At 71.5% G+C, this 24339-nt stretch carries 23 protein-coding genes; 7 read left to right on the forward strand and 16 right to left on the reverse strand.

What is annotated here, in order from left to right:
* The first annotated feature begins 94 nt into the window (after nt 1-94).
* Entirely contained in the window at nt 95-1174 is a 1080-nt protein-coding gene (locus VZL07_RS12735) for a hypothetical protein (protein WP_426755785.1), read from the forward strand.
* Nucleotides 1175-1184: 10 nt separating this feature from the next.
* On the opposite strand, the gene VZL07_RS12740 is transcribed toward VZL07_RS12735, so the two are convergent.
* Entirely contained in the window at nt 1185-2066 is an 882-nt protein-coding gene (locus VZL07_RS12740; RefSeq protein WP_426755786.1) for a YIP1 family protein, read from the reverse strand.
* A gap of 78 nt (nt 2067-2144) precedes the next feature.
* On the opposite strand from VZL07_RS12740, the gene VZL07_RS12745 reads away from it, so the two are divergent.
* Nucleotides 2145-2273 carry a hypothetical protein gene (locus VZL07_RS12745; protein WP_426755787.1) on the forward strand — a complete coding sequence of 43 codons (129 nt, stop codon included), beginning with the start codon at nt 2145-2147 and terminating at the stop codon, nt 2271-2273.
* Nucleotides 2274-2296: 23 nt separating this feature from the next.
* On the opposite strand, the gene VZL07_RS12750 is transcribed toward VZL07_RS12745, so the two are convergent.
* Together VZL07_RS12750 and VZL07_RS12755 are read right to left on the reverse strand one after the other, a co-directional pair.
* Nucleotides 2297-4588, reverse strand: a complete 2292-nt coding sequence (locus VZL07_RS12750; RefSeq protein ID WP_426755788.1) for a serine hydrolase — start codon at nt 4586-4588, stop codon at nt 2297-2299.
* Nucleotides 4585-6063, reverse strand: coding sequence for an SGNH/GDSL hydrolase family protein (locus tag VZL07_RS12755; protein WP_426755789.1), 1479 nt, complete (start codon nt 6061-6063; stop codon nt 4585-4587). Before VZL07_RS12755 ends, VZL07_RS12750 begins: the two co-directional genes overlap by 4 nt.
* Nucleotides 6064-6298: 235 nt before the next feature.
* Between VZL07_RS12755 and VZL07_RS12760 the strand changes: the two genes are divergently transcribed.
* The 3 genes from VZL07_RS12760 to VZL07_RS12770 all read left to right on the forward strand — a co-directional run bounded on the left by VZL07_RS12760 (nt 6299) and on the right by VZL07_RS12770 (nt 9022).
* The gene (locus VZL07_RS12760) at nt 6299-6652 is read left to right on the forward strand and encodes a helix-turn-helix domain-containing protein (RefSeq protein WP_426755790.1); all 354 of its coding nucleotides are present in this window, start codon (nt 6299-6301) and stop codon (nt 6650-6652) included.
* A gap of 140 nt (nt 6653-6792) precedes the next feature.
* Nucleotides 6793-8316 (forward strand): GspE/PulE family protein, encoded by a 1524-nt coding sequence (locus VZL07_RS12765; RefSeq protein WP_426755791.1) that lies wholly within the window; start codon nt 6793-6795, stop codon nt 8314-8316.
* 25 nt (nt 8317-8341) lie between these two features.
* Complete coding sequence (locus VZL07_RS12770) at nt 8342-9022, forward strand: PEGA domain-containing protein (RefSeq protein ID WP_426755792.1); 681 nt, start codon at nt 8342-8344, stop codon at nt 9020-9022.
* 123 nt (nt 9023-9145) lie between these two features.
* Here VZL07_RS12770 and VZL07_RS12775 read toward each other — a convergent pair whose 3' ends face one another.
* Together VZL07_RS12775 and VZL07_RS12780 are read right to left on the reverse strand one after the other, a co-directional pair.
* The gene (locus VZL07_RS12775) at nt 9146-9748 is read right to left on the reverse strand and encodes a hypothetical protein (RefSeq protein WP_426755793.1); all 603 of its coding nucleotides are present in this window, start codon (nt 9746-9748) and stop codon (nt 9146-9148) included.
* A gap of 119 nt (nt 9749-9867) precedes the next feature.
* A complete protein-coding gene (locus tag VZL07_RS12780) occupies nt 9868-11328 on the reverse strand; it encodes a HAMP domain-containing sensor histidine kinase (RefSeq protein ID WP_426755794.1) in 1461 nt (486 codons plus the stop codon).
* Between the two features lie 275 nt (nt 11329-11603).
* On the opposite strand from VZL07_RS12780, the gene VZL07_RS12785 reads away from it, so the two are divergent.
* A complete protein-coding gene (locus VZL07_RS12785) occupies nt 11604-11987 on the forward strand; it encodes a serine/threonine protein kinase (protein ID WP_163783216.1) in 384 nt (127 codons plus the stop codon).
* Here the strand turns inward: VZL07_RS12785 and VZL07_RS12790 are convergent.
* Genes VZL07_RS12790 through VZL07_RS12805 form a run of 4 tightly spaced genes read right to left on the reverse strand, consistent with a single transcriptional unit; the run spans nt 11977 to nt 14997 of the window.
* A complete protein-coding gene (locus tag VZL07_RS12790; protein WP_426755795.1) occupies nt 11977-13020 on the reverse strand; it encodes a hypothetical protein in 1044 nt (347 codons plus the stop codon). The two genes, VZL07_RS12785 and VZL07_RS12790, sit on opposite strands and share 11 nt — an antisense overlap.
* The gene (locus VZL07_RS12795) at nt 13020-13391 is read right to left on the reverse strand and encodes a hypothetical protein (RefSeq protein WP_426755796.1); all 372 of its coding nucleotides are present in this window, start codon (nt 13389-13391) and stop codon (nt 13020-13022) included. The genes VZL07_RS12790 and VZL07_RS12795 overlap by 1 nt, the downstream gene beginning before the upstream one ends.
* A complete protein-coding gene (locus tag VZL07_RS12800) occupies nt 13388-14080 on the reverse strand; it encodes a hypothetical protein (protein WP_426757288.1) in 693 nt (230 codons plus the stop codon). The genes VZL07_RS12795 and VZL07_RS12800 overlap by 4 nt, the downstream gene beginning before the upstream one ends.
* A complete protein-coding gene (locus VZL07_RS12805) occupies nt 14080-14997 on the reverse strand; it encodes a hypothetical protein (protein ID WP_426755797.1) in 918 nt (305 codons plus the stop codon). The genes VZL07_RS12800 and VZL07_RS12805 overlap by 1 nt, the downstream gene beginning before the upstream one ends.
* A 114-nt stretch (nt 14998-15111) precedes the next feature.
* On the opposite strand from VZL07_RS12805, the gene VZL07_RS12810 reads away from it, so the two are divergent.
* Nucleotides 15112-16350 carry a glycosyltransferase family 4 protein gene (locus VZL07_RS12810; RefSeq protein WP_426755798.1) on the forward strand — a complete coding sequence of 413 codons (1239 nt, stop codon included), beginning with the start codon at nt 15112-15114 and terminating at the stop codon, nt 16348-16350.
* Here VZL07_RS12810 and VZL07_RS12815 read toward each other — a convergent pair.
* The 7 genes from VZL07_RS12815 to VZL07_RS12845 form a co-directional block, all read right to left on the reverse strand.
* Complete coding sequence (locus VZL07_RS12815; RefSeq protein ID WP_426755799.1) at nt 16281-17474, reverse strand: glycosyltransferase; 1194 nt, start codon at nt 17472-17474, stop codon at nt 16281-16283. The genes VZL07_RS12810 and VZL07_RS12815 overlap by 70 nt on opposite strands.
* Before the next feature lie 53 nt (nt 17475-17527).
* On the reverse strand, nt 17528-18325 hold the full coding sequence (locus tag VZL07_RS12820; RefSeq protein ID WP_426755800.1) for a hypothetical protein: 798 nt from the start codon (nt 18323-18325) through the stop codon (nt 17528-17530).
* Nucleotides 18326-18520: 195 nt separating this feature from the next.
* Nucleotides 18521-19585 carry a nicotinamidase gene (locus tag VZL07_RS12825; protein ID WP_426755801.1) on the reverse strand — a complete coding sequence of 355 codons (1065 nt, stop codon included), beginning with the start codon at nt 19583-19585 and terminating at the stop codon, nt 18521-18523.
* Nucleotides 19586-19643: 58 nt separating this feature from the next.
* Nucleotides 19644-21521, reverse strand: a complete 1878-nt coding sequence (locus tag VZL07_RS12830; protein WP_426755802.1) for a hypothetical protein — start codon at nt 21519-21521, stop codon at nt 19644-19646.
* Nucleotides 21522-21525: 4 nt separating this feature from the next.
* Nucleotides 21526-22329, reverse strand: a complete 804-nt coding sequence (locus tag VZL07_RS12835; RefSeq protein ID WP_426755803.1) for a protein phosphatase 2C domain-containing protein — start codon at nt 22327-22329, stop codon at nt 21526-21528.
* Between the two features lie 202 nt (nt 22330-22531).
* A complete protein-coding gene (locus tag VZL07_RS12840) occupies nt 22532-23233 on the reverse strand; it encodes an NUDIX hydrolase (protein WP_426755804.1) in 702 nt (233 codons plus the stop codon).
* Between the two features lie 47 nt (nt 23234-23280).
* Complete coding sequence (locus tag VZL07_RS12845) at nt 23281-24288, reverse strand: diacylglycerol/lipid kinase family protein (RefSeq protein ID WP_426755805.1); 1008 nt, start codon at nt 24286-24288, stop codon at nt 23281-23283.
* Nucleotides 24289-24339 lie beyond the last annotated feature (51 nt).

Here is a 24339-nt window from a genome sequence, read left to right on the forward strand (position 1 = left end):
CCCGGTGCGGACACGACAGGTACTCCAGGGGTGACTTCCTCTGAGGGCCAACCATCTGCCATGTTGGAGGGCCGTTTTCTCGCTGGAGCGCAACATGCGTCACCGTCTCGGCCCCGCCCTCGTCCTTGGCTCGGCACTGCTCCTGGGCAGCGCCTGCCAGAAGTCCCAGGCCCCCGCACCCGAGGCGCCCGCACCCAAGCCCTCCGCCCCGACGGCGCCTGGGCCCAGCTACACGCTCTCCTTCCTCGAAGCCGCGTCCCCCTCGGGCTGTACCTGGACGCGTCATGAGTCCACAGGCACACGCAAGCCGCTCGCCACCGTGGATGCGGCGTGCGAGCGGCTGAAGCTCGCCTGGGGCCCTCGGGGCCGGCAGGGGCTGATGATGGACCGGGGCAACGGCGAGCTGCCCCCGCGCGCCTGGCAGGTGGACTTCGAGTCCGGTCAGACGACGCGGCTCCTCCTGCCCGAGCTCGGCCACACGGACACCGTGGGCTTCGACGAAGAGGGCCACGTCGTCGCGCTGGTGTCGCAGCTGGAGAACCTCCAGCGGAAGATGGACAGCGGCCGCGAGTACCTCCTCCACGAGGGCAAGCGCTACCTCATCCCTGACGCGGAGGGCAGCCCGGGCCTGGCCCACGCGTACCGCCATGACGCGGGCCAGTGGAAGCACCTCGAGACGGTGGTCAGCCTCTTTGAAACGGACGGCGCGGCGGGCACGCAGGCCCTCGCCACGGCGAGCCGCCTGACGTCCTCCACCGTCACGCCGGACGCCGACAGGCTCGCGGAGTCCGAGCTGGTGGAGGGCAACGAGGACGCGGCCCGGCTCGACGCGGTCGTGAAGGACCGCGGCCACACGGCCTACGGCATGTGGGTCTCCATGGAGACCCAGCAGGGCCTGCTCTACGCCTGGGAAGCCGCGGGCGAGCTGCCCACGCTCATGCTGCCGCTGCGCTGGGAGGTGAATGACAAGCTGGTGGAGCCGGAGCAGCTCGCGCTGGCGCCCACCTCGGCAGTGGCGCTGCGGATGCGCGGGCACCTGCTGCTCGTCTCCGCGGAGCGGTCCGCCCGCGTCTATGACGCGAAGACGAAGAAGCGCCTCGCCGCGCTGGAAGGTGTCCACGGCGCGCGCTTCTGGCCCCGGCAGCACACCGTCACCGCGGCGACGGTTCCTTAGCGCCCCCGCGCTACCTTGCGCCGCCGGGGCTCAAGCCCACGAGCAGCACCAACGCGTAGACGCCAAACACCAGGCCGCAGGAAAGCAGTGGTGCCGCCAGGGCGCCCAGCACCGCGGTGCCCCATCCCGTGCGGTGCAGCGCCCGGTACGCATAGAAGCGCAGGCCCAGGACCCAGAGCGGCGCGATGTACATGCCACAGAGGGGAACCAGCCCTAGCAGGTAGGGCGACAGGGACAGCGCGTTGGCGCGCAGTGTGACTTCGAAGGGCTGGCCGGTGCCGCTCAGCCGGAACACGAGATGGTCCAGGGCAGCGTTGGCGACCGTGGCGAGCATGCCCACGATGGGCGAGAGCACGAGTCCCACGCCCATGAGGCCCACCCACATCAGGCTCAGCGCGACCGGATCGACGTTGTCGCTCTCCGGCAGCTCTCGCGGGATGAGGAGCACGATGGACATGTAGACAAGGAACGTGGTGCAGGAAGCAGCGAGGTGGGACAGCGTCGCGAACCCCAGCGAGCTGCCCATCGAGCCCTCCGGCCGTGCTCGCTCGAAGGTGGCCGCGGGACGCAGCATCACCGCCAGGCACGTCCGCCAGAACGCCCGCAGCGTCCCCAGCTCGGCGCGCTGGTCCCAGGGCAGGGCATCCGCGGGCACGCGCTCATGGCAGGAGGCGCAGATGGGCTCGTCCCGCTCCCCCTTTCGCAGGCACTTCGCGCAGGCGAAGCTGCCGCACCGGCCGCACGCGTGCAGGCTGCGCAGCTCCGGATGAACGGCGCACACGGGGTCGGAGGAGCCGGGAGCGGCCTCCACCAGGAGCGAGGTGCCGCACCAGGCGCAGCGCTCCGCGCCGGGCACGACGAAGGCCTGACATCGGGGACACGGGATGCGCATACGTGCCCCCATCCTGGCATGAGTGCGCCGGCGAAACCCGCGCGCGGCTTTTCGCTTACCCACACGCCACGCCTGCGCATGGACGCCAGGCTCCAGAAGACGCTGGAGACGTGGTGCTTCAAGCCGTCCACGCTCAGGGGCAAGCCCGTTTCAGTGAAGTGCGTGCTGGAGGGAGACCTGAAGCCGCGAGCCACCCTCACCCTCTGAAGCCCCGGCGCCGGTCGTGACGCCTACTTTCCCACGGGCACCAGCCCGTGGTCGTCCGGCACCGCGCGGTCTCCTGGCGCCTCGCTGGCAGGCGCCGCTGGCACCAGCCCGTGGTCGTCCGGCACCGCGCTGTCCCCGGGCTCGTCACTGACAGGCGACGCGGGTGCCACCACCGGCTTGGGGGCCTCCCGTGCCCGCTTCGCCTCACGCAGCGCCGCGGCGGACGCCGCCTTTCGGCCCAGGGCCTTCTCGCGCTTCGCCAGCGCGTCCCAGAGCTCCGGCGCATCCGGGTGCAGCGCCACGCCCGCGCGCAGCAGCCCCGCTGCCACCGCGGTGGACTCCACGCTGAAAAGGCGCTTCAAGAAGTTCTTGGGCGCGAGCGCCAGGGCCCCTTGCGGCGTGACCACCGCCTCGCGCAGGTGCGGCAGCACGGCCTCCTCCGGGTTCGCCGCGAGCAACGCCTCGGACAGCGCCCAGCGGGCGTCCACGCCCCGGGGCTGCAGCTCCACCGCCCGCTCCAGCCAGCGGCGCCGCGCCGTCTGCTGCTTGCGCCAGGCATGGCCATCCGCGATGCGCAGCAGCTCGTCCGAATAGTCCGGATGGAAACCAGGCGACGCGGCCACGGACTTGCGCACCGCCGCCCAGCGCGTCTCCGGGTCCTTCTCCTCGTCCAGGCGCACGCGCTGGAGCGCGGGGAGCTGCGTGCGCTTCCAGCGCTCGGCCAGCCGGAGCACGTCCCCCCGCAGCGGCTCACCGAAGCGCTCCGGCTCGGGCACCTTCTGCGCGTCGCACGCGGCCAGGTAGTCCGAGAAGAAGGCCAGCGGCCCCTCGGTGGGATATGCCTGGAGGCGCGCGGCGCCGTGCAGCTTCTCCAGCGTGCGGGCCATGTGCGCGCCCACGCGAATGAAGACAGAGCGCGAGCGCGGTTCATGCCCGCTGCGGATGCGCTCCAGCGCCGCACGCGCGTCCCGGCCAATCTCCTTCCGGCTCAGCGCCGCGGACACGCTCGCGAAGGCCCCTGGCAGGTCCGACTCCTCCGGCAGCGAGCCCGGGCCCCGCGTGGCCCACTGGTGGTACGCCAGCCCGTAGCTGGCGACGCGGCTCAGTCCCTCGTACAGCACCGCGTCCACCGGATCCGCCACGTAGGCCTCGCGGCGCGTGACGGCGTCATCCACCAACTGCTCCATCAAGCGCGTGGACAGCCGGCGCATGCGCCGGGCCTCGCCCTCCACGTTGGACGCCAGGGCAATCACCGTGTCCTCGGCGGGGAGCATCATCAACATCGTGGTCGTCTCGGGCTGGCCCCCCGCGTGGGCCACCACGTAGTGGCCGCGCACCGGGTAGGTGGCGAAGCCCATGCCGTAGTCGGTGAGGCGCCCGTCGGTGGTGGCCATGGACGCCTGCATCCGGCCCATCGTCTCGCGAGACACCAGCTTGTGGGACAGCACGGCCTGGCCAAAGCCCAGCATGTCCGTCACCGTGGCGCGCGTCCCACCACCGCCGAAGCGGCTGGACACATCGAGGAAGCGCGAAGGCTTCAGCGTACCGCCGACAACCCGGTACCCCTTGGCCTGATGCGCATCGCGTGTCGCGATGATGTCCAGGTCCGCGAACGCCATGTGCGCGGGCGCGAAGACGTGCTCGCGCAGGTAGTCGCGGTAGGACTTCCCGGAAGCGGCCTCCACCGCCGCGCCCAGCAGGTTGTAGCCCCACGTCGTGTACAGGTAGCGGGTGCGCGGCTCGAAGGCGAGCGGCTTGTCCGCGAAGACGGCGATGGCCGCCTCGGTGCTCATCACCTTCACGTTGCGGCTGGAGGCGTACCCGTCATAGGTGGGCACGCCGCTCAGGTGCCCCAGCAAGTCCCTCACGGTGACGGGCCACTGTTTGGCCGGATAGGCAGGCACCAGGGTGGAGATGTTCGCGTCCAGGTCCAGCTTGCCCTGCTCCACCAACTGGAGCACCGCCACCGCGGTGAAGGACTTGGTGACGGACGCCATGCGGTACGTGGTGCGCGGCGTCGCGGGGAGCCGGCGGGCCACGTCGCGGTAACCATAGGCACACACCCAGCGGTACGGGCCGCGCGTGACGCCCACGGACAGGCCCGCGGCAGGCCCCTGTGACAGCTCGGCGCGCACAATCGCGTCCAGCGCGGCGCGCACCTCCTTGGGAAATGCGCGCGGTGTGGACTCGTCGTCGAGGGACGCGGGCTCGCACGTCATCGCCAGCGCGGCGCGGGGCGCAGCCGCCCAGGACGAGGCGGGCATCACCAGCGCCAGGAGCGCCACCGCGGCAGACTTCACCCACCACCTGCTCATGGCGTGACCTCCGCGGTGGGCTCGTCGGCATCCACCTTCGCGGGCGTCAGGGCCGCGACGCCGCGCGCGGGCGGCGGCGTTTCCACATAGGCGCGCAGCAGCGCGTCGGTCACCAGGTGCCCCAGCACGTCCAGCCCCGCGCCACGCGGGTGCACCAGGTCATCATGCATGAAGCCCGCCGCGTGGAAGCGCGCGAGCGCGCCCTTCCCGCCCATGGCGGCGTAGAAGTCGAAGAAGGCACACCCTTCGGCGAGCGCGACCTCCCGCTCGGCGGCGTTGACGGCCTCCAGGGAAGGCCGCTGCGTCAGCGCCTGCGCCTTCGCGCCGGGACCGCGCACCGCGTCCATGGGCCCCACCAGCATGCAAGCGCTCTCGGGCGCGGCCTCGCGCATGCGGCGCAGCAGCGCTCGCAGGTCCGCGCGCAACTTCTCCATGTCCAGGCGCTTCCACTCGATGCGCTTGGACTCGTTGCCCCCGAGGAAGAAGAGCAGCAGCCGGGGCGCGCGTTCGGCGAGCTGGGACGCGAGCGCGGCGTCGTCGACGCGCGCGTAGAGCGCCGCGTCCGAGGAAGGCACCCCCAGCGTGTCCAGGACGATGCCAGGCCGCGCGTGCTGCAGCACCACGCCCTGCACCACCGCGCCCTGCCGCTCGGCCACCACGTCCAGCGTGCGGGCGCCTTCGGGCAGCTCGAAGTGGGTGGCGCGCGACGTGCCATCGCCGACGGGCTCCGTCCTCGCGAGCACCTGTCCCTCGCTCATCACCGTCAGCGCGCCGGCCTCCGGCACATCCAGCCACCACAGCGTCCCGCGTGACTCCCCCTCCAGCTTGAAGCGGCTGCGGGCCTTCGCGCGGGTGGCGACGTGGTACACGCCGGTGATGCCGAACGGCAGCGGCGGCGCGCGCAGCTCGCCCAGCGTGCGCGGCTGCCACCCGCTGCTGCTCGCGCTGGTGCGGCCACGCCCGCCATAGGGCGCCATGCGGTCCACCAGCAACACGCCGCGCCCCGCGCTCCCGTAGGCCGCGGACAGGTCGTCGCGCAGGACGTCCACGATGCGGTCGCCGGCAATCAGCGAGTTGCCAAACGCCTCGATGACGACAGGGCCGGACGCGGTGCCCGAGGCCAGCGCGTCCAGCGACGTGAAGAAGGGCGTCAGCGCCGTGCGCGCGCAGCCGTTGCCCGCGGGCACCAGGCAGGGGTCCTCCACCCGGGCTCCGGGCGCGCCCAGCTTCTCGGCCTGGGCCTGCACCGCCCCGGTCCGCTCGGGACGGGGCGGCATTACCCGACGGAACGCGGGCTCGGGTTCGGGCGTGGGCACTGGCACGGAGGGAGCGGCGGGCTCCGTTCGCACGGGGAGCGCGGGCGGCGGAGTGGTGGCGCGCGGCGGGGACCCGATGTCACAGGCGGTCAGCAGGCCACCGAGCAGGACCGGGAACCAGGTCCGCCGGCCGCCCCGCCCGACTTCCAGATGCGTCATGTAGGCGCCAGCGTAGACGAAAGCCCCTGGGTCCGCATGTTCCCAGCCGCCGTCTCCCTGCCTGCTGGAGAGGCAGCCCCGGGCCTCACACTCCGCGTTCCTGGCGGCGCGGCTCTGGATGCCTGTGTGACAACGGAAGTTGCGGGAGAAACGGCCCGGCGCAAATGCAGGGTCAAGCCCAGAACATCCTCCCTTCACTTGGGACCGGGATGCCCCAAATTATCCGCTCCCTCTTATGGAGAAACGGAACAACAAGGTCGCGAACTGGACGCGTCTGCACCGCCGGTTCGGCGACCACGTGCGCAAGCTCCGGACCTCCCGCGAGCTCACCCAGGAAGCCCTCGCTGAGCGCAGCGACCTGTCCGTGGACGCCATCCGCCGCATCGAGCGGGGCTCCTTTTCTCCCTCCCTCGACACCCTCGGCAAGCTCGCCAGGGGGCTCGACGTCTCCTTGAAGACGCTCTTCCAGAGCTTCGAGCGCGAGCGCTCCAACGCCGTGGCGGAGATTTGCGACTACCTGTCCCTCCGCTCGGGACGAGAGGTCGAGCTCGCCTGGCGCGTCATCCAGGCGATGTTCGAGGACCGCTGAGCCCGTCGCTCGGATTCCCAGGGGGGTCAGAATGCGCCCACCGCGCCTGACCTCCTCGAGCTGAAGCCCGGCCACACCCCAGGTCGCATTGGAGGCGCCAGGACCGCGATGTTAGCGTTCGGCCCCTCATGACCGCGCTGATGAATCGAATGGCCCACCTGCTATGGACCCTGGCCGTCCTCGCGGTGGTGGGCGGTGCCGGCGTATGGGTGTACCGGCATGCCTCGCTCGGCGCAGGCCCGGCGCTCCAGGAAGGTGGCCGCTACCTCCGTGGCGTGATGTCACCGCTCCTCGCCGGGAGCGCGGTCCTGGCGTTGGGCCTGAGCTACGCCTCCGGCGTGGCGGCCCGCCGCGCGCGGCACCGCGAGCCCCGGCCGAAGCCGCTGGCCAAGGGCCCCAGCATGTCCCCGCTCGAGGTGCTCACCCACGACACGGCCACGGCCGTCAGGACCCTGCTCGTGGAGCTGGGGCAGCGGCTGCGCCGCCTCGCCTTGAAGCCCGACCCGGACATCATCGCCTTCATGAACCAGTTGATGGATGGCGCCATCCGCCTGGGTGCCAGCGACGTGCACATCCATCCGCTGGAAGCCGGAACGCGCATCGCGTTCCGCCTGCACGGCGTGCTGGAAGAGGTGCTCGTCTTCCCGCGCGAGCACCACCCGCGGCTCATCAACCGCGTGAAGGTCCTCGCCAAGCTGCCGCTCTACGACCTCGACAAGCCCCAGGACGGACACTTCCCCCTGTCCACGGACGAAGGCCCCGCGGACATCCGCGTCTCCATCCTCCCCACCAACCACGGCGCGGCGGTGGCGTTGCGCATCGCGCGCACCGGCGTGCGGTTGCCCCAGTTGTCGGCGCTCGGTTTCCCCGACGCGCTGCTCACGAAGTACCAGGAGCTCCTCGCGCTGCCCCAGGGGCTCATCCTGGTGGCGGGCGCCACCGGCAGCGGCAAGACGACCTCGCTGTACGCCTCGCTGGGCCACATCCAGCAGTCCCGCGGCGAGCTCACGCGCATCGCCACCATCGAGGACCCCATCGAGTTCGACGTCCCCCTCTTCGCCCAGACGCAGGTCAACGCCGCGCAGGGCTTCAACTTCGCGCAGGGCCTGCGCGCGGTGCTCCGGCAGGACCCCAACGTCATCATGGTGGGCGAGATTCGCGACTCGGAGACGGCCCGCACCGCCATCCAGGCCGGCCTCAGCGGCCACCTGCTGCTCAGCACCATCCACGCGAACTCCGCCGCGGGCGCGTTCAACCGCCTCATCGACATGGGCGTGGAGCCCTTCCTGCTCGCGTCCGCGACGGCCGCCACGCTGTCACAGCGCCTGGTCCGCAGCCTCTGCCCGCACTGCCGCGCGCCCCTGCCGCTGACGCCGGAAGAGGCGATACGGCTGGACGCCGCGGGAATCGCCCGGGGCAACTTCTTCGGACCCGTGGGCTGCGAGCGCTGCGAGGGCAGTGGCTACCTGGGCCGCACCGCCATCTACGAGATGCTCGTCGTCTCCCAGAGCATCCGCGACGCCATCAACGCCAAGGTGCCCAGCTCCCGCATCCAGGAGCTCGCCGCCCAGGAGGGCATGGTGCCGCTGCTGGCCGCGGGCGTCGAACGTGCGCGAGCCGGTGCGACGTCGCTGCGCGAAGTGTTCCGCGTCGTCGGCGGCTGAACTCCCTTCCGAGGAAGCAACCCCCGTGAGCACCTCTCCCTTCTCCAACCGGGGTCAGGCCCCGGAGTCCTCCGGCGAGCCCGACACCTGGTCCCAGTCCCTGATGGGACGCACCGAGGAAATGGCTCACCTCCAGGCGCAGCAAGCGCCGGCGGACGTGCCTCGCGATGCGTCCCCGGCGTCTCACCTCGAAGGAGGCGTGACACCTCGGCGGAGGAACATCCCGACGCCGCCCCCGCCCCCACCGCCGAGCGCGCTCGCCGCGGCACTCCGGCTCGGCGGCGCGGCCTGTGGTCTGCTGGCCGCGGGACTCCTCGCACTGCCAGCGCTCCGGCACGCCGGCGAGCCACCACCCACGCGGGAGGAGCTGGCCGCGGCCCGCCCCGAGACGACGCTCGCGCCCCAGTTCGACACCCCCGCCGAGGTCCCCGAGGGAGAGGTCCGTGAGCAGCACGCGTTCATGGAAGGCGTCAGCGTGCTCATGGTCGACACCGTGCCTCCGGGAGCGACCCTGTCGGTGAATGGCCGGAAGGAAGGCACCACCCCGCTGTCCGTCACATTGGACTGCCTGGCGGGCGCCCCCGTGACGGTGAAGCTCACGCGCCGGGGATTCAGCCCGCTCGAGCACACCCTGACCTGCCGTCAGGACACGATGACGCAGCTGTCCGGAAGGCTGCGCAAGGGCAAGGGCGGCGCGAAGCCGTGAGCGCCGCCAGGGCGCGGGGGCAGGCGCTCAGTCGCGCCGCATGACGAAGACGTGGCAGTCCCCGCCCTTGAGCCCGCGCAGCCACGGGGCGAGCCCGCACCGCCCACGCCCCTCACGCCCCGCTCAGGAGCGCCGCTCTCCCGACAGCATCGCGGCCACCTGCGGGTCCAGCTGGAAGGAATCGAAGAAGCGCTCCGCGTCCTGCGGCGGCTTGCCCTCCGGGTGCAGCAGCAACTGCTGATAGAGCCGGGGCCCCACCAGGAAGAAGCGCCCCCGCAGGTGGCGCGGGCCGGACACGCCCTCCACCTCCCAGCCTGGAAAGCCGCTCAGCGTCAGCGGACGCGAGGACAGCCCGGTGGCGCCCAGCGCCTCCAGCGCGCCATGGCTGGCCCGGGCCACCACGTCCCGCGGGTCCGCCTGGGACACCGCCGCGGGGGGAAAGTCCGTGTAGGAGACGTAGTACGCGGTATCCACGTCCGAGCGCACCGAGATGAAGGTGTGGAGTGTCACCGCGCCGACATCGGTCTCCTGCGAGCGGCGCTCCTCGCTCACCGGACCGGGAATCGCGACGGAGAAGCCGCCCTCCGTGGACTGGACGACGGGTGTGGCGGCCTGGGGCGCTTCGGGCTTCGCGGCGGCCGGCACCTGCTGGCGGGAGGCACACGCCCCCAGCCCTCCCAGGGCCAGGAGGGCGGCAAGCGGCGCGACTCGGCGCAGGGTCTTCATAAGGGCAGGCGACTCCTGATGGTTGGGCCCCGAAGGTACGTCGGGCCTTGCCCGAGCGCATCCGCCCTCTTCGCGCGGACGCGCGGCATGCAACGCTTCGCCCCGCCCCCAGGGCCGCTTCAGTGCAGGGTGTCCTGGGGCGGCACCATCCCCCCGCCTTCTTCCGGCAGCACGGCGGGCTCGGCGGCCAGGGCCAGCCGCACGCAGAAGACGGAGCCATGGCCCGGCTGGCTCACCACGTCGATGCTCCCGCCATGGGCCTCGACGATGCGCCGGGCCACCGACAGCCCCAGGCCCACGCCCGGCGCGCGCTGGCGGGCGTTGCCCGCGCGCTGGAAGGGCGCGAAGAGCAGGCGCTTCTCCTCGTCGGAGATGCCAATGCCCTCGTCCGTCACGCACAGGACGGCCTCGTCCTGCTCGCGCCGGACGAGCACCTCCACGCGGCTGCCGGCCGGCGAGTACTTCAGCGCGTTGCTGATGAGGTTGTGCAGCACCTGCTCCAGCCGGGCCGGGTCGACCCGCACCAGCACCGGCGCGTCCGGGACGGAGAGGCGAAGGACGTGGCCGGTGACACCGGAGCGGTAGAGCTCCACCACCTCTCGCGCCAGCTCGCATGCATCGCGCACCTCCGGCCGCAGCTCCAGCCGGCCCGCCTCGATGCGGGTGGCGTCGAGCAGGTCACCCACCATGCGGTCCAGGCGCTCCACCTGCCGGTCCACCAGGGCCAGGGTGCGGTCCATGCGCTCGGGGGTGAGCCGGGCGCGGCTCCGGTCCGACAGGGCTGTGGACAACTTGAGGGCGGACAGCGGGTTGCGCAGCTCGTGGGCCACGCCCGCGAGGAAGGCGAGCTGCTGCTCCTGCTGGTGCGTCAGACTGTTGGCCATCTCATTGAACGTCCGGGCCATGTCGCGCAGCTCGGCGGGCCCCGCCTCGGGCGCGCGGGTGTTCTTGCTGCCCGCGCCGAAGCGGCGCATGGACTGGCTGATGTCGCGCAGCGGCTGGAGCGCCACGCGCCGGAGCAGCAGGCTCACGATGAGCACGCCCACCAGCAGCAACGCGCAGAGCACCACCCCGGCGGAGTCCGCCATGTCGTTCCACCGCTCCGCCTGGCTCCGGGCCGCCCGCGCGCCCTCCACGTTGGCGGCGATGACCTGCTCCAGTCCCTCCAACGCGGCGTCCAGCGCCGGCCCCGCCTCCCTCTCCGCCCGTGCCGGGTCCCGCTGCGCGGAGAAGTAGGCATCGATGTCCTCGCGAACCGCGTCGAGCCGCGCGCGGTCCAGGTCCGTCGAGGCGATGCGCCGCAGCTCCCCAATCTGCCGGTACAGCGAGGCCTCGAGCTCGTACCGGAGGAGGCCTCCCGGCCCTCGGGGAACCTTCTCCGGCCCCTCGCGCACCATGCGGTCGTGCGCCAGCAGGCCCACTTCCAGCTCCTCGGACAATCGGATGCCCTCGACGGCCGTGCCCAGCGTCGCGGCGGAATGGTCCAGCACGTTCGTCAGGACGACGAGCAGGGCAGCGGCCGAAAGCGTCAGGAGCGCCAGGACGCCCATGGTGGCGCCCAGCCAGGCTCGCAGGCTCATGGAACCGCTCCGGGTGGAGCGTCGTCCGTAGGAAACACGAGGCTGTCCAATAGGGGCCTTCAATCGCGCGCCTCACCGGCTTTCCGGGGCGCGACGTCCGCCCCCATTTCCGAGAGGAGGAACACGTCTGGTGCCGGCGAGATTCGCGGACCGGACCGCGGGTGGTTACGTACCAGGGGTTCCCGGAAAAGGGGGCCGCCCCGCCGGCGCCAGCCGTGCTAGGGAGGGGCGATACGGGGTCGGCAAGCGCCCTGACCGACGAGCGAGAGGTCTCCATGGACATCATCTCCCAGCCAGTACGCACCCTGAAATTCGATGGCTTCTGGCGCTGGCTCCAGGAGCACACGCACTGCATCCTGAGGTGCGGCTCCGTCGACGCCATGCTGTATGACCATGACGACTTCCACTGGGCCCTCCTCGAGGAGGAGCGCCAGCACATCGTCCAGGTCCTCAAGGGGAAGGTGCTGGTGGGCGAGCTGGTCATCCCCGGCCGCGAGGTGACGGAAGTGAACGTCGCCCCCGACCCGGACACGGGCGCCCAGGGGCACTTCCTGGTCGAGCTCATGGGCGGGCCCAAGGAAGACCCGCAGGCGCTCTACCACTTCATCATGGCGCACGGCATCGACCCGGCGCCGGGCCACAAGGACCTCAAGCACTGAGGACGGCGCGCTCGATGAGCGTCACCGCGTCTTCCGTCCCGCTGACGTAGCGGCCCGGCCCTCTTGCCGGCCGCTCGTCCACGAGCGCCACGGCTCGCGCCACCAACTCCTCCACGGAGCTGGCGAGCTCCTCGGGGCGCAGCCGCATGCCCTGCCTGTCATAGAGCCGCGGCCGCGCGAGCGCCACGAAGGGCGTCCCCGTGGCACGCGCCTCCTGCACGGTGTTGTAGCCCCCTGCCCCCACCAGCACGTCCACGCCCGGGAGCACCGCCAGCGCGGGCCACACGGGGGCACGCAGGGCCCGGTGTTTCTCCGCCAGCGACCGGCGACCGCGTGTGCCCGGCACCTCTCGCTCCGTCCCGGGCGGCACCAGCCACCGCACCACGGCCCGCGCGCCCAGCATTCCATCGAGCCGGGCGGCGATGGCGCCCGCCTCATCCACTTCCGCGGGCGTGCCGCAGCCCATCACCGCGACCAGGGCGCGCGCATCCTCCGCCTGCACGCCCAGCCGGGCCCGGGCCTGCTTTCGGGGCAGCAGCTCTCCCGGCCTCAGCAGCAGCCAGGGCGCGGTCCGCACGGCGCGAGGGTGTCTGGCGAAGGGCGCGTCCTCTCCCGGGACGAGCAGCAGGTCGAACCGGTCCACCGCCCGCGCCAGGTCGTACTGCTTCACGTACGCGGGATTCACGTCGCGGTGGATGAGCACCTTGCGCGCGCGCACCGCGGGGAGCAGCGGCACCAGCTCGCCGCCCAGCCCGCGCGGAAAGGTATCCACCACGAACAGGTCCGGGCGCACGTCCTCGAGGCACCGGGCGACGACCTCACCCACCGCCTCCCGCCCCAGCGCCGGGCTGAGCCGGAGCACGTCGACGCGGGCCCCCAGCACGGCCTCCAGCGGCAGGCCGGACGCGAAGGGGCTGTTGGTGAGCAGGACCACCGAATGGCCCCGGCGAGCGGCCGCACGCGCCAGCGCGGAGGCACGGGTGAGGTGCCCCATGCCGCCTCCCAGCGCATAGACGAGCCAGCGGCCAGTCATCAGCTCCCGCCCATGTCCTCCTCGAAGGAGGCCTCGTCCTCGCGGCGGAGGCTCTCGCCGTCGGCCTCGGTGAAGTCGTTGGCGTCGCCGGACGCGCCACTCCCCCAGGACGAGGAGGTGGACGTGGCGGCGCCGTAGTAACCGTAGTTGTCGTAGTAGTAGCTCGGGTGGTCCTCGCTCACCCCGCTCCGGTCCCCGGTGTAGTCCGCGTGCTCCCGGGCACACTGCGCGCAGAGCATCTCCACGCCCACGGAGGTCACATGCTGCTCGCAGAGCGGCTTCGCGCACTGCATGCACGCCAGGCCGGCCTCGTTGCCGCAGGCGTGGGTGAACAGGAAGCCCACGTTCTCCTGACAGACGAAGGCGCTCATGGCTGGGACGGCTCCGTGGACGGCGGCGCCTGGAGGTGGAAGAGCAGCGCCATGCGCAGGGGCAGGTCCACCGCCTCGAAGGCGAGGCACGCGGCGGCCTCCGCGCCGAGCAACGACTTCGTGGAGAGCAGCGTGCGGCCCTCCGCGTCGCGCAGGGACACCTTGCCCTCGCGCACCTTCACGCGCGCCACGTCCGCGCCCGCGCCGTCCTGGATGCGGGCGCCTTCGTCTTCCGGCCACACGGAATACAGCAGCGCGCCCTTCATGTCGTTGAGGCGCCAGCCCGCCCCCTGCCGGGCGAGCGTGAAGCGCACCTGCCGCTGCTCGCCATCGCGCACGGTGAGCGCGCCGCCCGCGGAGCCGACGACATAGCCCAGCGCGACGTCATCCGGGCCGGAGACCTTCAGCGACGCCCCCTTCCACTTGTAGCGCGCCAGCTCGCGGTCCTCCGCGTCCACCAGCTTGGCGCCATTCTCCTTGGGCTTGAGGGAGAAGCGCTCGCGGCCTCCGTCCTCCTTGAACTTGACGGTGCCCTGGAGCCCCACCGCATCCGCCGCGTCGACGGGGCGCGCCTGGGCGGCGGGCTTCCGCGGTGCCTGTGCCTCGGTCTCACCCGACTGGGTACAGCCGGTGACGCTCACGAGCGCCGCGAGGGAACAACCGATGAAGCTGCGGCCCATGCCCATCATCACGAAGCCTTCGCCTGCTTGTGCAGGTGTTTGGAGTAGTTGAGAACCTGGAAGAGGCTCAGCAGCATCATCACCACCGCTCGCGGGGCGTCCACCTCCGAGCCCGTCTCGACGGCCTGGCCCGCGGACCACTCTCCTTCCACGACGGTGCGCAGGAACATGCGGTCCTCGTCCAGTTGGAGCCGGGCGACAGACACGCCGACCGGCAGCTTCACCGCCTGCCGCGCTTCGGGCTCGAGCAGGGCCAGGTCCGGGTGCCGCTCCGGCTTGACGCGCAGCAGGACCTGGATGACCGCCCAGCTCCGCTTGCGGTGCTTCGTCTTGTACCTGCCGCTGCTGCTGCGCCGCGTGCGCGAGCGCTTCTGCAGCCGCTGCACCATGCCGATGCGCAGGTGCGTCCCATCCAGCAGCCGCGTCTGGAGGGTGAACCACGGGTCGCTGAAGTCCTCCACGTTCCAGCCGCTCCGCGTGACGCGCTTTCCGAGCAGCTTCTCCTCGCCATCCACCGGTGTGAAGTCGAGCACCAGCTTCACCGGCGCGCGGGCGCCGATGTCCTGGCGCAGCCGGTGGAGGACCTGCGACGCCAGCGTGTAGCGACGGTTGTCCAGGTCCAGCCGCCTGAAGCGCAGATACCTGACGAAGGTGCCCACCGTCCCCGCGAGCAGTAGCACGGCCGCGCCCATCGAGAGCTGCCGGAGGCCCGCATGCTCGGGGCCCGCCTCCGCCGTCATCCGGACGGCCACGGCCACGACGGCCGCGCCCAGGCAGAGGAGCGCCGCCTGTCCCCATTCCCGCCGCGACTTCTCCACGGCCATGTCCAGGAGGCGAAGCCTGTCGAGGTCCGCCCGGAGCTCGCTGAGGGGGCCGCTGCATCTGTAGACGCGCTCCTCGCGGAAGCGGTCGATGTTGAAAGCCACGGTGAGTCTCGCCCCCTCGGCGTCACGAATGAGCAGGGAGCGTAAGGGCCCGGCGCCACATGGGTCAAACCCCTGTGTTTGCGGGTCCAGCCGATGCGCGATAGCAACGCGAACGTGTCTCACGCGCCTGGCACCAGCATCATCTACGCGTCGTTCGACCGCTTTCCCTCCCCCAAGGGCGCCGCGGTGCACATCCGCGCCTTCGTCGAGGCACTGGGCGCGGCCTTTGGCCATGTGGACCTGGTGGCGCTCAAGGACAGCAGCACCGCGCCCGACGGGCCGTTGGCCCTGGCGGAGGGCGTGACGTACCACCCGCTGGAGTCACGGGGAAAGGACCTGGTGGCGCAGGCGCTGTCATTCCGCTCGCACCTGGCGGCGTGGTGGCGGGGTAGGCCGCGCGCCACCGTGGTGCACGTGCGCTCCATCTTCGAGGGCTACCCCATCGCCAGCCGGAAGGACGCGCTGACGGACGCGCTCGTCTTCGAGGTGAACGGGCTGCCGTCCATCGAGCTGAAGTATCACTACCCGGACGTGGCGGACGACGCGGAGCTGCTGCGCAAGCTGGTGGCGCAGGAGGACCTGTGCCTGTCGCGCGCGGACCTGCTGGTGACGCCAAGCGAGGTAACCGCGGAGTACCTGGTGGCGCGCGGCGTGGACGCCTCGCGGGTGCAGGTCATTCCGAACGGCGCCGACCTGGAGGTGTTCCGGTACGCGCCCCCGCGAACGCCCGAGCCTGGGCGACCGGTGCGCCTGCTGTACAGCGGGACGATGACGTCCTGGCAGGGCGTGCACCATGCCATCGAGGCGTGCAGGCTGCTGCGGCGGGACATGCCCACGGTGCTGACGCTGGTGGGGCCACTGCGCAGGCACGCGAAGCGGGCGCTGATGGACCGGTGCGGCGACCTGCTGCTGGAGGGCGCGGTGGAGCTGCTGGAGCCCCTGCCCCAGGCGGAGCTGGCGGCGCTGCACCATGCCTGCGACGTGGTGCTGGTCCCCCTGCCCGTGAACGACCGCAACTGCGTGCAGGGCTGCTGCCCGCTGAAGCTGCTGGAGGCGATGGCCACCGGCACACCCGTGGTGGCGAGCAACCTCCCCGTGGTGCGCCATCTGGCCGAGCCGGACGAGGTGATGTTGATTCGGCCAGGCTCGGCGAAGGCGATTGTGGAAGCGGTGAAGGCACTGCGAGCGGACCCGTCCCTGGGCCCCGCGCTCAGCACCCGGGCCCGCGCACGGGTGGAGCGCGACTTCCCGTGGAGCCGCGCGGGAGAGGCGCTGGTGAACGCCTACGAGACGCGACTCGGGATGGCGCGGGTCAGCACGCGCCGGAGCACCTCCGCCTCGGCGTTGGCCTGAAAGCGCGCTTCGATGCACTGACGGGCGGCGGCGCCGAGCGCTTCGCGTTTCTCGGGAGGCAGGGAGAGCACGTCGAGGCAGGCCTGTCCCAGGTGATTGAGCAAAGCCTTGGGGACGATGAAGCCATTGCGTCCGTGCTCCACGGCCTCGGGGATGCCACCCGCGTCACTGGCGATGACGGGCCGGGCGCAAGCCATGGCCTCCAGCAAGGCATTGGGCATGCCTTCCCAAAGCGAGGGCTGGAGGTAGACGTCACACAGGCGCAGGTGCGCGGCGATGGCCTCGGGCGTGTCCAGCGCCCCGGAGATGACGACGCGCGCCGCGTCCTCCGGGTGCTCGGCGCGGAAGGCGACGAGGTGCTCGGCGTCGCGGGACCGCACCTCGCCGATGACGAGCAGGCACGCGGGCCGCGAGCGGCGCACCTCGGTGAGGGCGGAGAGCAGAAAGGGCAGGCCCTTCTTGTGGCGAAGCTCGCCCGAGAAGCCGAGCACGGCCTCATCGACAGCAATGCCCAGCCGCTCCCGGAGCGCCGGGTCCGCGGGGCCGGGCGAGAAGAGGGCGGTGTCGACGGCGTTGGGGATGACCTCGACAGTCTCCTCCCGGCCCAGGAGCATGCACATCTTCCGGCCGAGGTCCGCGGAGGCCGCGGTGAGGACGCGGGCGCGCTGCAGCGTCCACACCAGGCGCGCGAAGTCGCCCGGCGGGAACATGAGCTGGTCCACGTCATTGCCCCGGGCGCTGACGACGGAGGCAATGCCCACCAGCTCCGCGAAGGCGACGGCGAGAAAGCCGGGCGGGAACAGGTAGTGCCCCCACACCAGGTCATAGCGCTGCTTCGCGTGCAGGTACGCGAGCACGTCGAGCGTGTGCTGCATCGACAGGTCCGTGCTGCCGAACAGGCCCAGCCGGTGGAGCGTCACGCCGCGAGCGAAGGGAGAGACGTCACCTGCGTCCGCCACGGTCTGCAGCGCCCCCGGCGCCGCCGTGCGCGTCCAGGCCAGTACGTCCACCCGGGCGCCCAGCTTCACCAGCGAGCCCGCGGTGCGCGCCCCGCTCCGGGCCAGTCCTCCGATGTCGGGAGGAAAGCGTTCAGCGAGGAGGAGGACGCGGGGGCTGTCTGGCATGGCCGGCGAACGCTATCACCCTCTCCCGCCAGCCCGTGGCCGCGCCTGTCCTCTCACCGGCCGAAGCCCCCTAGCGCCGTGCGGCTGAAGCTCGCCGCCCCCTGACTCACTCGCACGGCGGACTGGCTGAACACCTGGAACGCCGCGCGTATCTCCTGTGCGCTCTGGCCCGGCGTGAGGATCCACTTGTCGTCGATGCCCATGTCCCGGAACACGCGCCGGAAGTCTGTGCTCCCGTCACTGATGCCCATCGCCGCGACGATGTGATTCTCCGCCCGCTTCAAGTCCTTCACCAGCGCCGCCACGTCCCGCGCCTTCGCCTTCGTCGAGTGCTGGTCCGAGCCATCCGTAATCAACAGCGTCACCGTCCTTACCGGCACGCCATTGGCGCTGAACTCCTGCGCCTTCGCCAGCACGGTCCCCAGCAACACCACCGCCTGGTCATACAGCGGCGTGCCCTGGTCCGCCCGGTAGTTGCCGGCGTGCATGCGCACCACGTCCTCCAGCGGCCGGAACGGGTTCAACACGTGCCCGTTGAGGTAGCGCGTGTGGAACAGCACGCCGTCCTTCTGGTTGCTCGACAGCAGCGCGTCGAGCACCAGGTTGTGCCCCTCGCACACTGTCTTCGCATGCCCGGCGTAGTCGATGCTGCCCGAGTCATCCGGCATCACCGTCACCAGCACCACCTCGCTGGACTGCACGTCCTCCACGTTGACGCCCAAGCCCGCCTGAATCTGCGCGCCCAGGTCCACCACCGTCAGCGCCTGCAAGCCCGCGGGGCTCAGCACGCCTTCCGCGTGCGCGTCGTCGAAGAGCTTCTGGATGCCACTGCCGTTCGCCTTGCTCGCCATGTTCCACGCTCCTTCGCCCTCTCCCGAGGGCAGGGCTCCGCCCGTCCCGCGCTGGCGAGCGCGGGCGGAGCAATTCGGGTTGTGTGTTTCGCGTGCGCCGCGCCGTGCAGGCGACGCACAGGTCCGGCCAGCTCGCCCTGACGGGCGCAGGCGGAGCGCTTCTCGTTGTGTGCGTCGTCGCGTGCGCCGCGCCGCTCAGGCGATGCGCAGGTCCGGCCAGCTCGCCAGCGGGTCCGTGGACTTCACCAGGTGCATGCCCGCGTCCGCGAAGCGCCGCAGCGCCGCCTCCGCTTGCGGCGTGAAGTCCGCCGCGAAGCCGCCCTTCCCGTCCGGCACCGTCACCGCCGACATGCAGTCCGTGAGCAGATACACCTTGCGCGCCAGCGCCGCGTCCTGCGCGACAATCTCCCCGAGCAGGTCGTCGATGGAGCTCTTCACGCAGTGGCTCGCGGCCTGCCCTGCAATCACCACCGCGTCCGCGGTGAGCAGCGTCTTGAGGAACTGGGTGTTGCGCTGCGCCAGCGGCTGTCCGTCATGCCGGCCCAGCACCTCCGGACGCAGCACCGAGTAGTTCTCCGTCAGAGGGTTGCCGCCCTTCACCTCCGCCCACGACTGCACGCCGCGCGCGAATGCGTGGAACAACCGCGCCTCCTGCACCACCCCCGCCAGCGCGTGCCCGTCACTGCCGAGCAGGCAGTGCGGAGGCCACAGGTACAACGTGTACTTCCCCGCCCACTCCAGCTCCTCGCAGTAGTACTTCACCTGCTTGAGCAGCCAGGGGTAGTTGCCGCCGCACAGCCACTTCGCCATGGCGGGGTTGGGCCGTGCCTGTCCGCGCTCAATCTGCTCGCGCGTCACCTCGCGGTAGGGCGTCAGCGGCTGGTCGTCCTGGTCCACCCAGAAGGACGGGAAGAAAATCTGGTACGCGAAGTGGGTGTCCAGCGTCGCCGTCACGTTCGTCAGCGCGCCGAGGTTCCGGTAGATGAACTCCGCGATGCGGCGGCTGTCGTCCACGGCGCCGCGCCCGCTGCGCCCCGCCACGTACAGCGAGCCCTCCGGGAAGCAGAAGTCCTTCTGCACATCGATGAGCAGCAGGTGCAGGTTGAAGCCATCCGTGGCGGACACGGCGAGGTCATTCGCCGCCCGCCAACGCTGCGCCTCCACCTGGAGCTTCCCGGCGTCGGGACCGTAGCCGTACTGCCCTGCGTGGGCCGCGTCGTAGAACCCCGGGAGCGGAAGCTCCTTCCCTTGCGTCCTCATCGTCCTACCTCCTGTCTGGCGTGGAGCCATCCACTCCACGCGGTGGAACCCCATCCGTTCACGTCATCCGCAGCGCGGTGATGTCCTGTCGTCCCACCACCGCCAAACCCTGCCGCACGAGGAAGAGCAGGCCCCCGGCGTCCATGAAGGGCTCGGCATCGGGGAACTCGCGCACCGCTTCCAGCCGGCCCTGCCGCAGCTCCACCCGCGTGAGCCCGGCGTCCGTGGCGCAGAACAGCGCGTCCCCCGCCGCGCACCGTCCCCGCGGCGCGAGCCCCAGCCACGAGCCGTCTCCCGCTTCCGCCACGGCGCTCGCTCGCACGCCACCGTCGGCGCCCACCACCACGCAGTGATGCAGCGTGCGCCCACCGGACTCCTCCACCAGGAACAGCCAGGCCTGTGGCCCGTCGAAGACACATTCCGCGTCCACGAGCTTTCCCGTCGGCCAGGGCAGCGCGAGCCCGTCCTTCAACCCCACGCGCTCCGCGTCGAAGACGAAGGCACCGCGCAGCCCGCCCGCCCGGTGGAAGCCCAGCCCGAAGCGCGGGCCGACGAAGAGCCGCGTCTGTCCTTCGAGCACGTCTCCGATGCGCTCCGGACCATGGAGCCCATCCCGCCACAGCCCGCCCCCCACGGCCCAGTAGCGATGCCGGGCGTTGGTGGCGAAAGCGGGCCTGCCCTCCGGCGCGTCCACCCCGACACGCTCCGGCGTCCGCCCTGGCGCCAGCACCGCCACCTCACGCTCCCTGCCCACCAACGTCACCTCACCTTGCAGGGCCCAGCGCAGCGACGGGTCCAGCGGACCGCGCAGGACGACACGGCCGTCCTCGCGCCGGTACGCGCCCTCCGCGTGGTAGAGCCAGCGGAGCGTTCCCTCTTCGTTGCTCGCATGCACCAGCACGCCGCGCGTGGAGAACAGGCGCGTTGCCGTCACCTGCCCTCGCGCGGACACCACCGGCGTCGCGGCGGCCGTGGCGTGGGGACGGCACGTCGGGCAGGCCGCGCGTGCGTGTTCCACACCGCACGAGGCACACGGAACGAAGCGCAGCCCCTCCAGCAACGGACGTGGGAAGACGCCACGCTGGTCCTCCACGAAGACACCGTGCAGGACATGCAGCATGTCGTCCGGCAGCGTCGCCAGGGGCAGCGCGGGCTTCGGGTACTGCACCTCGGGATGGAAGACGGTGATGCGCTGGAGCACCCGGCCCGCGGGCGTCGCCCGGGCCGAGGGGCTCTTCGGCCTGTGGACGCCGCCATGCGGCCCCACGCACAGCAGCGACTGCATCAGCGCGACGGCATAGGCATACCAATCACTCTCACGAGTCGCAGGCCGCGAGGGAATCAGGCCTTGTGCGTTGCCGCCCCCCAGCCGCCGCGGGTCGAGGAACCGCTCCGTGAACACCGGGCAAAGGAACGCGCCGAACTGGAAGCTGTCCGCGTCAATGAGATGCGCGTCCGCGTCGCCCACCACCAGCACGTTGAGGTCATTGAAGTCCCCGACCACCACGCCCGCGTCATGCACCGCGCCGAGCGCCCGGTGCAGTCCACCCAGCACCTCCACCACCCGCGCGGCCGTGGCGCCGGCCCTGCGGAACGAAGGCTCGCCGAAGCGCCGCAGGGGCTCCACGCCCTCCAGCTTGCGCATGGCGTAGCCCAGCACCGTGCGCCCTCGCTTGTCCGTCGCCAGGGCCTGGGGCACCACCACCCGACCGGGCAGGCCCGCTGGGAAGGCCGGCAGCTTGTGCTGATGCTCCGCCAGCCGAGCCCGCGCGGCGGCCTGCGCATCGGGCAGTCCCGCATAGTCGGGATGCTCGGGTGGCTTGAACACCTTGAGGGCACGGCCGTCGCCCAGGTCGAACACGTCGGCCTCGCCGCCCTTGCCCAGCGCTCGCGCCGGGTTCAGGCGCACTCGCTTTCCGTCGAGCCAGACGTCCATGGCCTCATGCCCTCCCCATGCGGCGGCGCAACACCACCAGCGTGGTGTCGTCCGGCAGCAGGCCCGGCGTGCGCACCACCTGCTGCGCGGCGAAGTCGGCGCGCACCGACTCGCGGTTGAGCAGGGCCAGCCGACGCCTCAGCGCATCGGGATTGGCGAAGTAACGGTCCTCCGTCCAGAGCCGCGACAACGGTCCGACGAGCTCTTCCCGCTCCGGCATTCTGGTGGAGGCCAGCCGCTCCAGGTCCGCCACGCCATCGGTGCCCACCAGCAGCGCGTGGACCTCCTCGGTGGGCACCAGCGCCTGAGTCGCCAGTGGCACGTCATGCCCGTGCGCCAGCGCGTAGGCGAGGTACGGCGGCGCATTCCCGGAGAAGGGCCCGAGCGGATGCACCTCCCCATTGAGCGCCCACACCCCGTCGCCCGCGGAGAAGACGAGCGTCAGCGCGGGTGTCACCACCGCGCCCACCAAGGTGAAGAGGAAGTCCCCGATGACGTCCCGGCCCAGGTCCGCGCGGAGCGCCGTCAGCAACCGCAGCACGTCCTCACGGAGCCCTGGGAGAAAGGTGGGCGCGTCCACCCGCTCCCCCTCCGCGAGCCGTGCCAGCACGGCCTGCGCCACCCGGCGGACACCGAGCTGCGCCCCGAGCTCACTGCACGGCTGACTGCCACACCCGTCCGCCACCACCGCCACCAACCCGTGCGCACTGGCGCGGATGCACAGCGCGTCCTGATTGTTGCGTCCCGCGCGGGCGTGCTCCCGGCCTGGCACCGAGGCAGCGGCGATGTCGAAGGGCAGCGCGGACATGGCTCTCCCGTGGCCCTGGCAGGGCACGTGCGGCGGGACTGACAGTCACTCGGCGGCACACATGGCCCAGGGGCTCCCCACGGGCCGTGGCGCCTCACGCCCGGGCCACGCCCGGTTCGTGTCTCAATGACACCAACATAGTGTCCTGCAGACACTATGTCAACGCAATGGGGCGCCGTGGCCCTTCGGGGCGAGACTGGAGTCAGAGCTCGAAGTTGAAGCCTGCCTTCTCCAGCTGCTTGTACTTCTTGTGGTCGAACCGGTAGAGGCGTGCGGCGCGGTGGGAGACGTCCTGCTCCACCTCGTCCAGCTCCTCGAGCAGGTCCATGGCGAGGATCTTCTTCCGGAAGTTCCGCTTGTCGAGCTCCCGCTCCAGGATGACCTCGTACAGCCGCTGGAGCTGCGTCAGCGTGAACTTGGGCGGCAGCAGCTCGAAGCCGATGGGCTGATAGCGGACCTTGCCCTTGAGCCGCTGCAGCGCCGTGCCGAGCACGTCCGCATGGTCGAACGCCAGCTTCGGCGTGTCCCAGACGGAGAACCACGCGGCCTCCCGCGCGTCCGTCGCCGCGTGGGGCACGTGGTCGGTGAGCTTCACCAGCGCGAAGTACGCCACCGTGACGACGCGTCCGCGCGGGTCTCTCCCTGGCGCGCCGAAGGTGTAGAGCTGCTCCAGGTGCCCGGGGCGGATGCCCGCCTCTTCCTCCAGCTCGCGGAGGGCCGCGTCGTCGAGCGACTCGTCCATCCGCACGAAGCCGCCCGGCAGTGCCCACCGGCCGGCGAAGGGCTCCACGCCGCGGCGGATGAGCAGCACCTTCAGGTCCTCGTCATCCAGCCCGAAGACGACGCAATCCACCGTCAGCGCCGGCCTCGGGTACTCATAGGTGTAGCTCACGGCCTCCGGCATAGTGTCCGGAACACACCCGGGTCAAGCCGCGGCCGGGGCGGCGCGCGCTACATCCGGACCATGCGCGACAGCTGGCGCCAGTCCACGAGCTGGACGTTCTCCTCGGCCAGGTCGAACTCGAGCGAGCGGCGCATGCCAATCACGTCTCCGCCCATCTGGAAGGGCACTTCCCGGTCGAAGTCCATGCGCAGGCGCTGGACGAACCAGTCGTGCATGTGAGGCAGCGGGTGCTCGCCGCGCCAGAGGCGGAACATGTTCCGGGTGGCCTCCAGCACGCCGGCGCCATAGACGCGCACGGACAGCCGGTGGGGCACCGCCTGGGCGAAGGGGAAGGCCTTGAAGCCGAAGCCCCACTCGGGCGTGGTCGCCGCGCCCGCGACGCCCGCGGGCCCCCGGTACAGGAGCGCGCCCTTGTCTCCATGGGGCACGGGCTGGACGGAGCCCCGCGCGTCCACGGTGAGAGCGGGCTCGCCCAGGTTGTAGACGGAGACGATGGGGTTGCCGTCGCCGAAGACGTGGCGAGGCACCGTCCGGGTGAACATGGCGCTCAGGTACCCGCGAAGGCCGGCCTGGGTGCTCCGCAGCGGGCCGGAGGCGGCCAGCTGGTTCTTGAAGTCCTGAATCATCTCCGCGTCCCAGCCGGTGCCGGCGAAGGGCGCCACCTTGCCCTCGACGCGGACCAGGCCGAAGGGACGCAGGGGCGGCAGGCGCTCGCCCACGGCGGCAATCTGCTTCAGGGCCTCGGCGGGCCGGGGCGCGCCAGTGACGCGGGCCCAGGCATTGCCGGTGCCCATGGGGAGCACGCCGATGGCCGGCAGGGCCACCCCGGCGGTGCGCAGCTCGTTGAGCAGCCCCGTAATCGTCCCGTCACCACCGCCCGCCAGCAGCAGGGAGGGCGGGTTGGGCCGGAGCGTGTCCGAAATCCACGCCCGGGCCTCCTCGAGCGAGCGGGTGAGCACCACGCGAGCCCGCGGCAGGAAGCGCTGGACCAGCCCTCCCATGCCTTCGGAGCCCCGGCGTGCACGCAGGTTGACGAGGACGGCGATGTCATTCATGGCGGGCGGGACTCTCCCCACGCTTTGTCATGGCCCTGTCATGGCGACGCA

It is taken from the genome of Pseudomyxococcus flavus, from assembly GCF_050038885.1.
GTDB classification, from domain to species: domain Bacteria; phylum Myxococcota; class Myxococcia; order Myxococcales; family Myxococcaceae; genus Myxococcus; species Myxococcus flavus.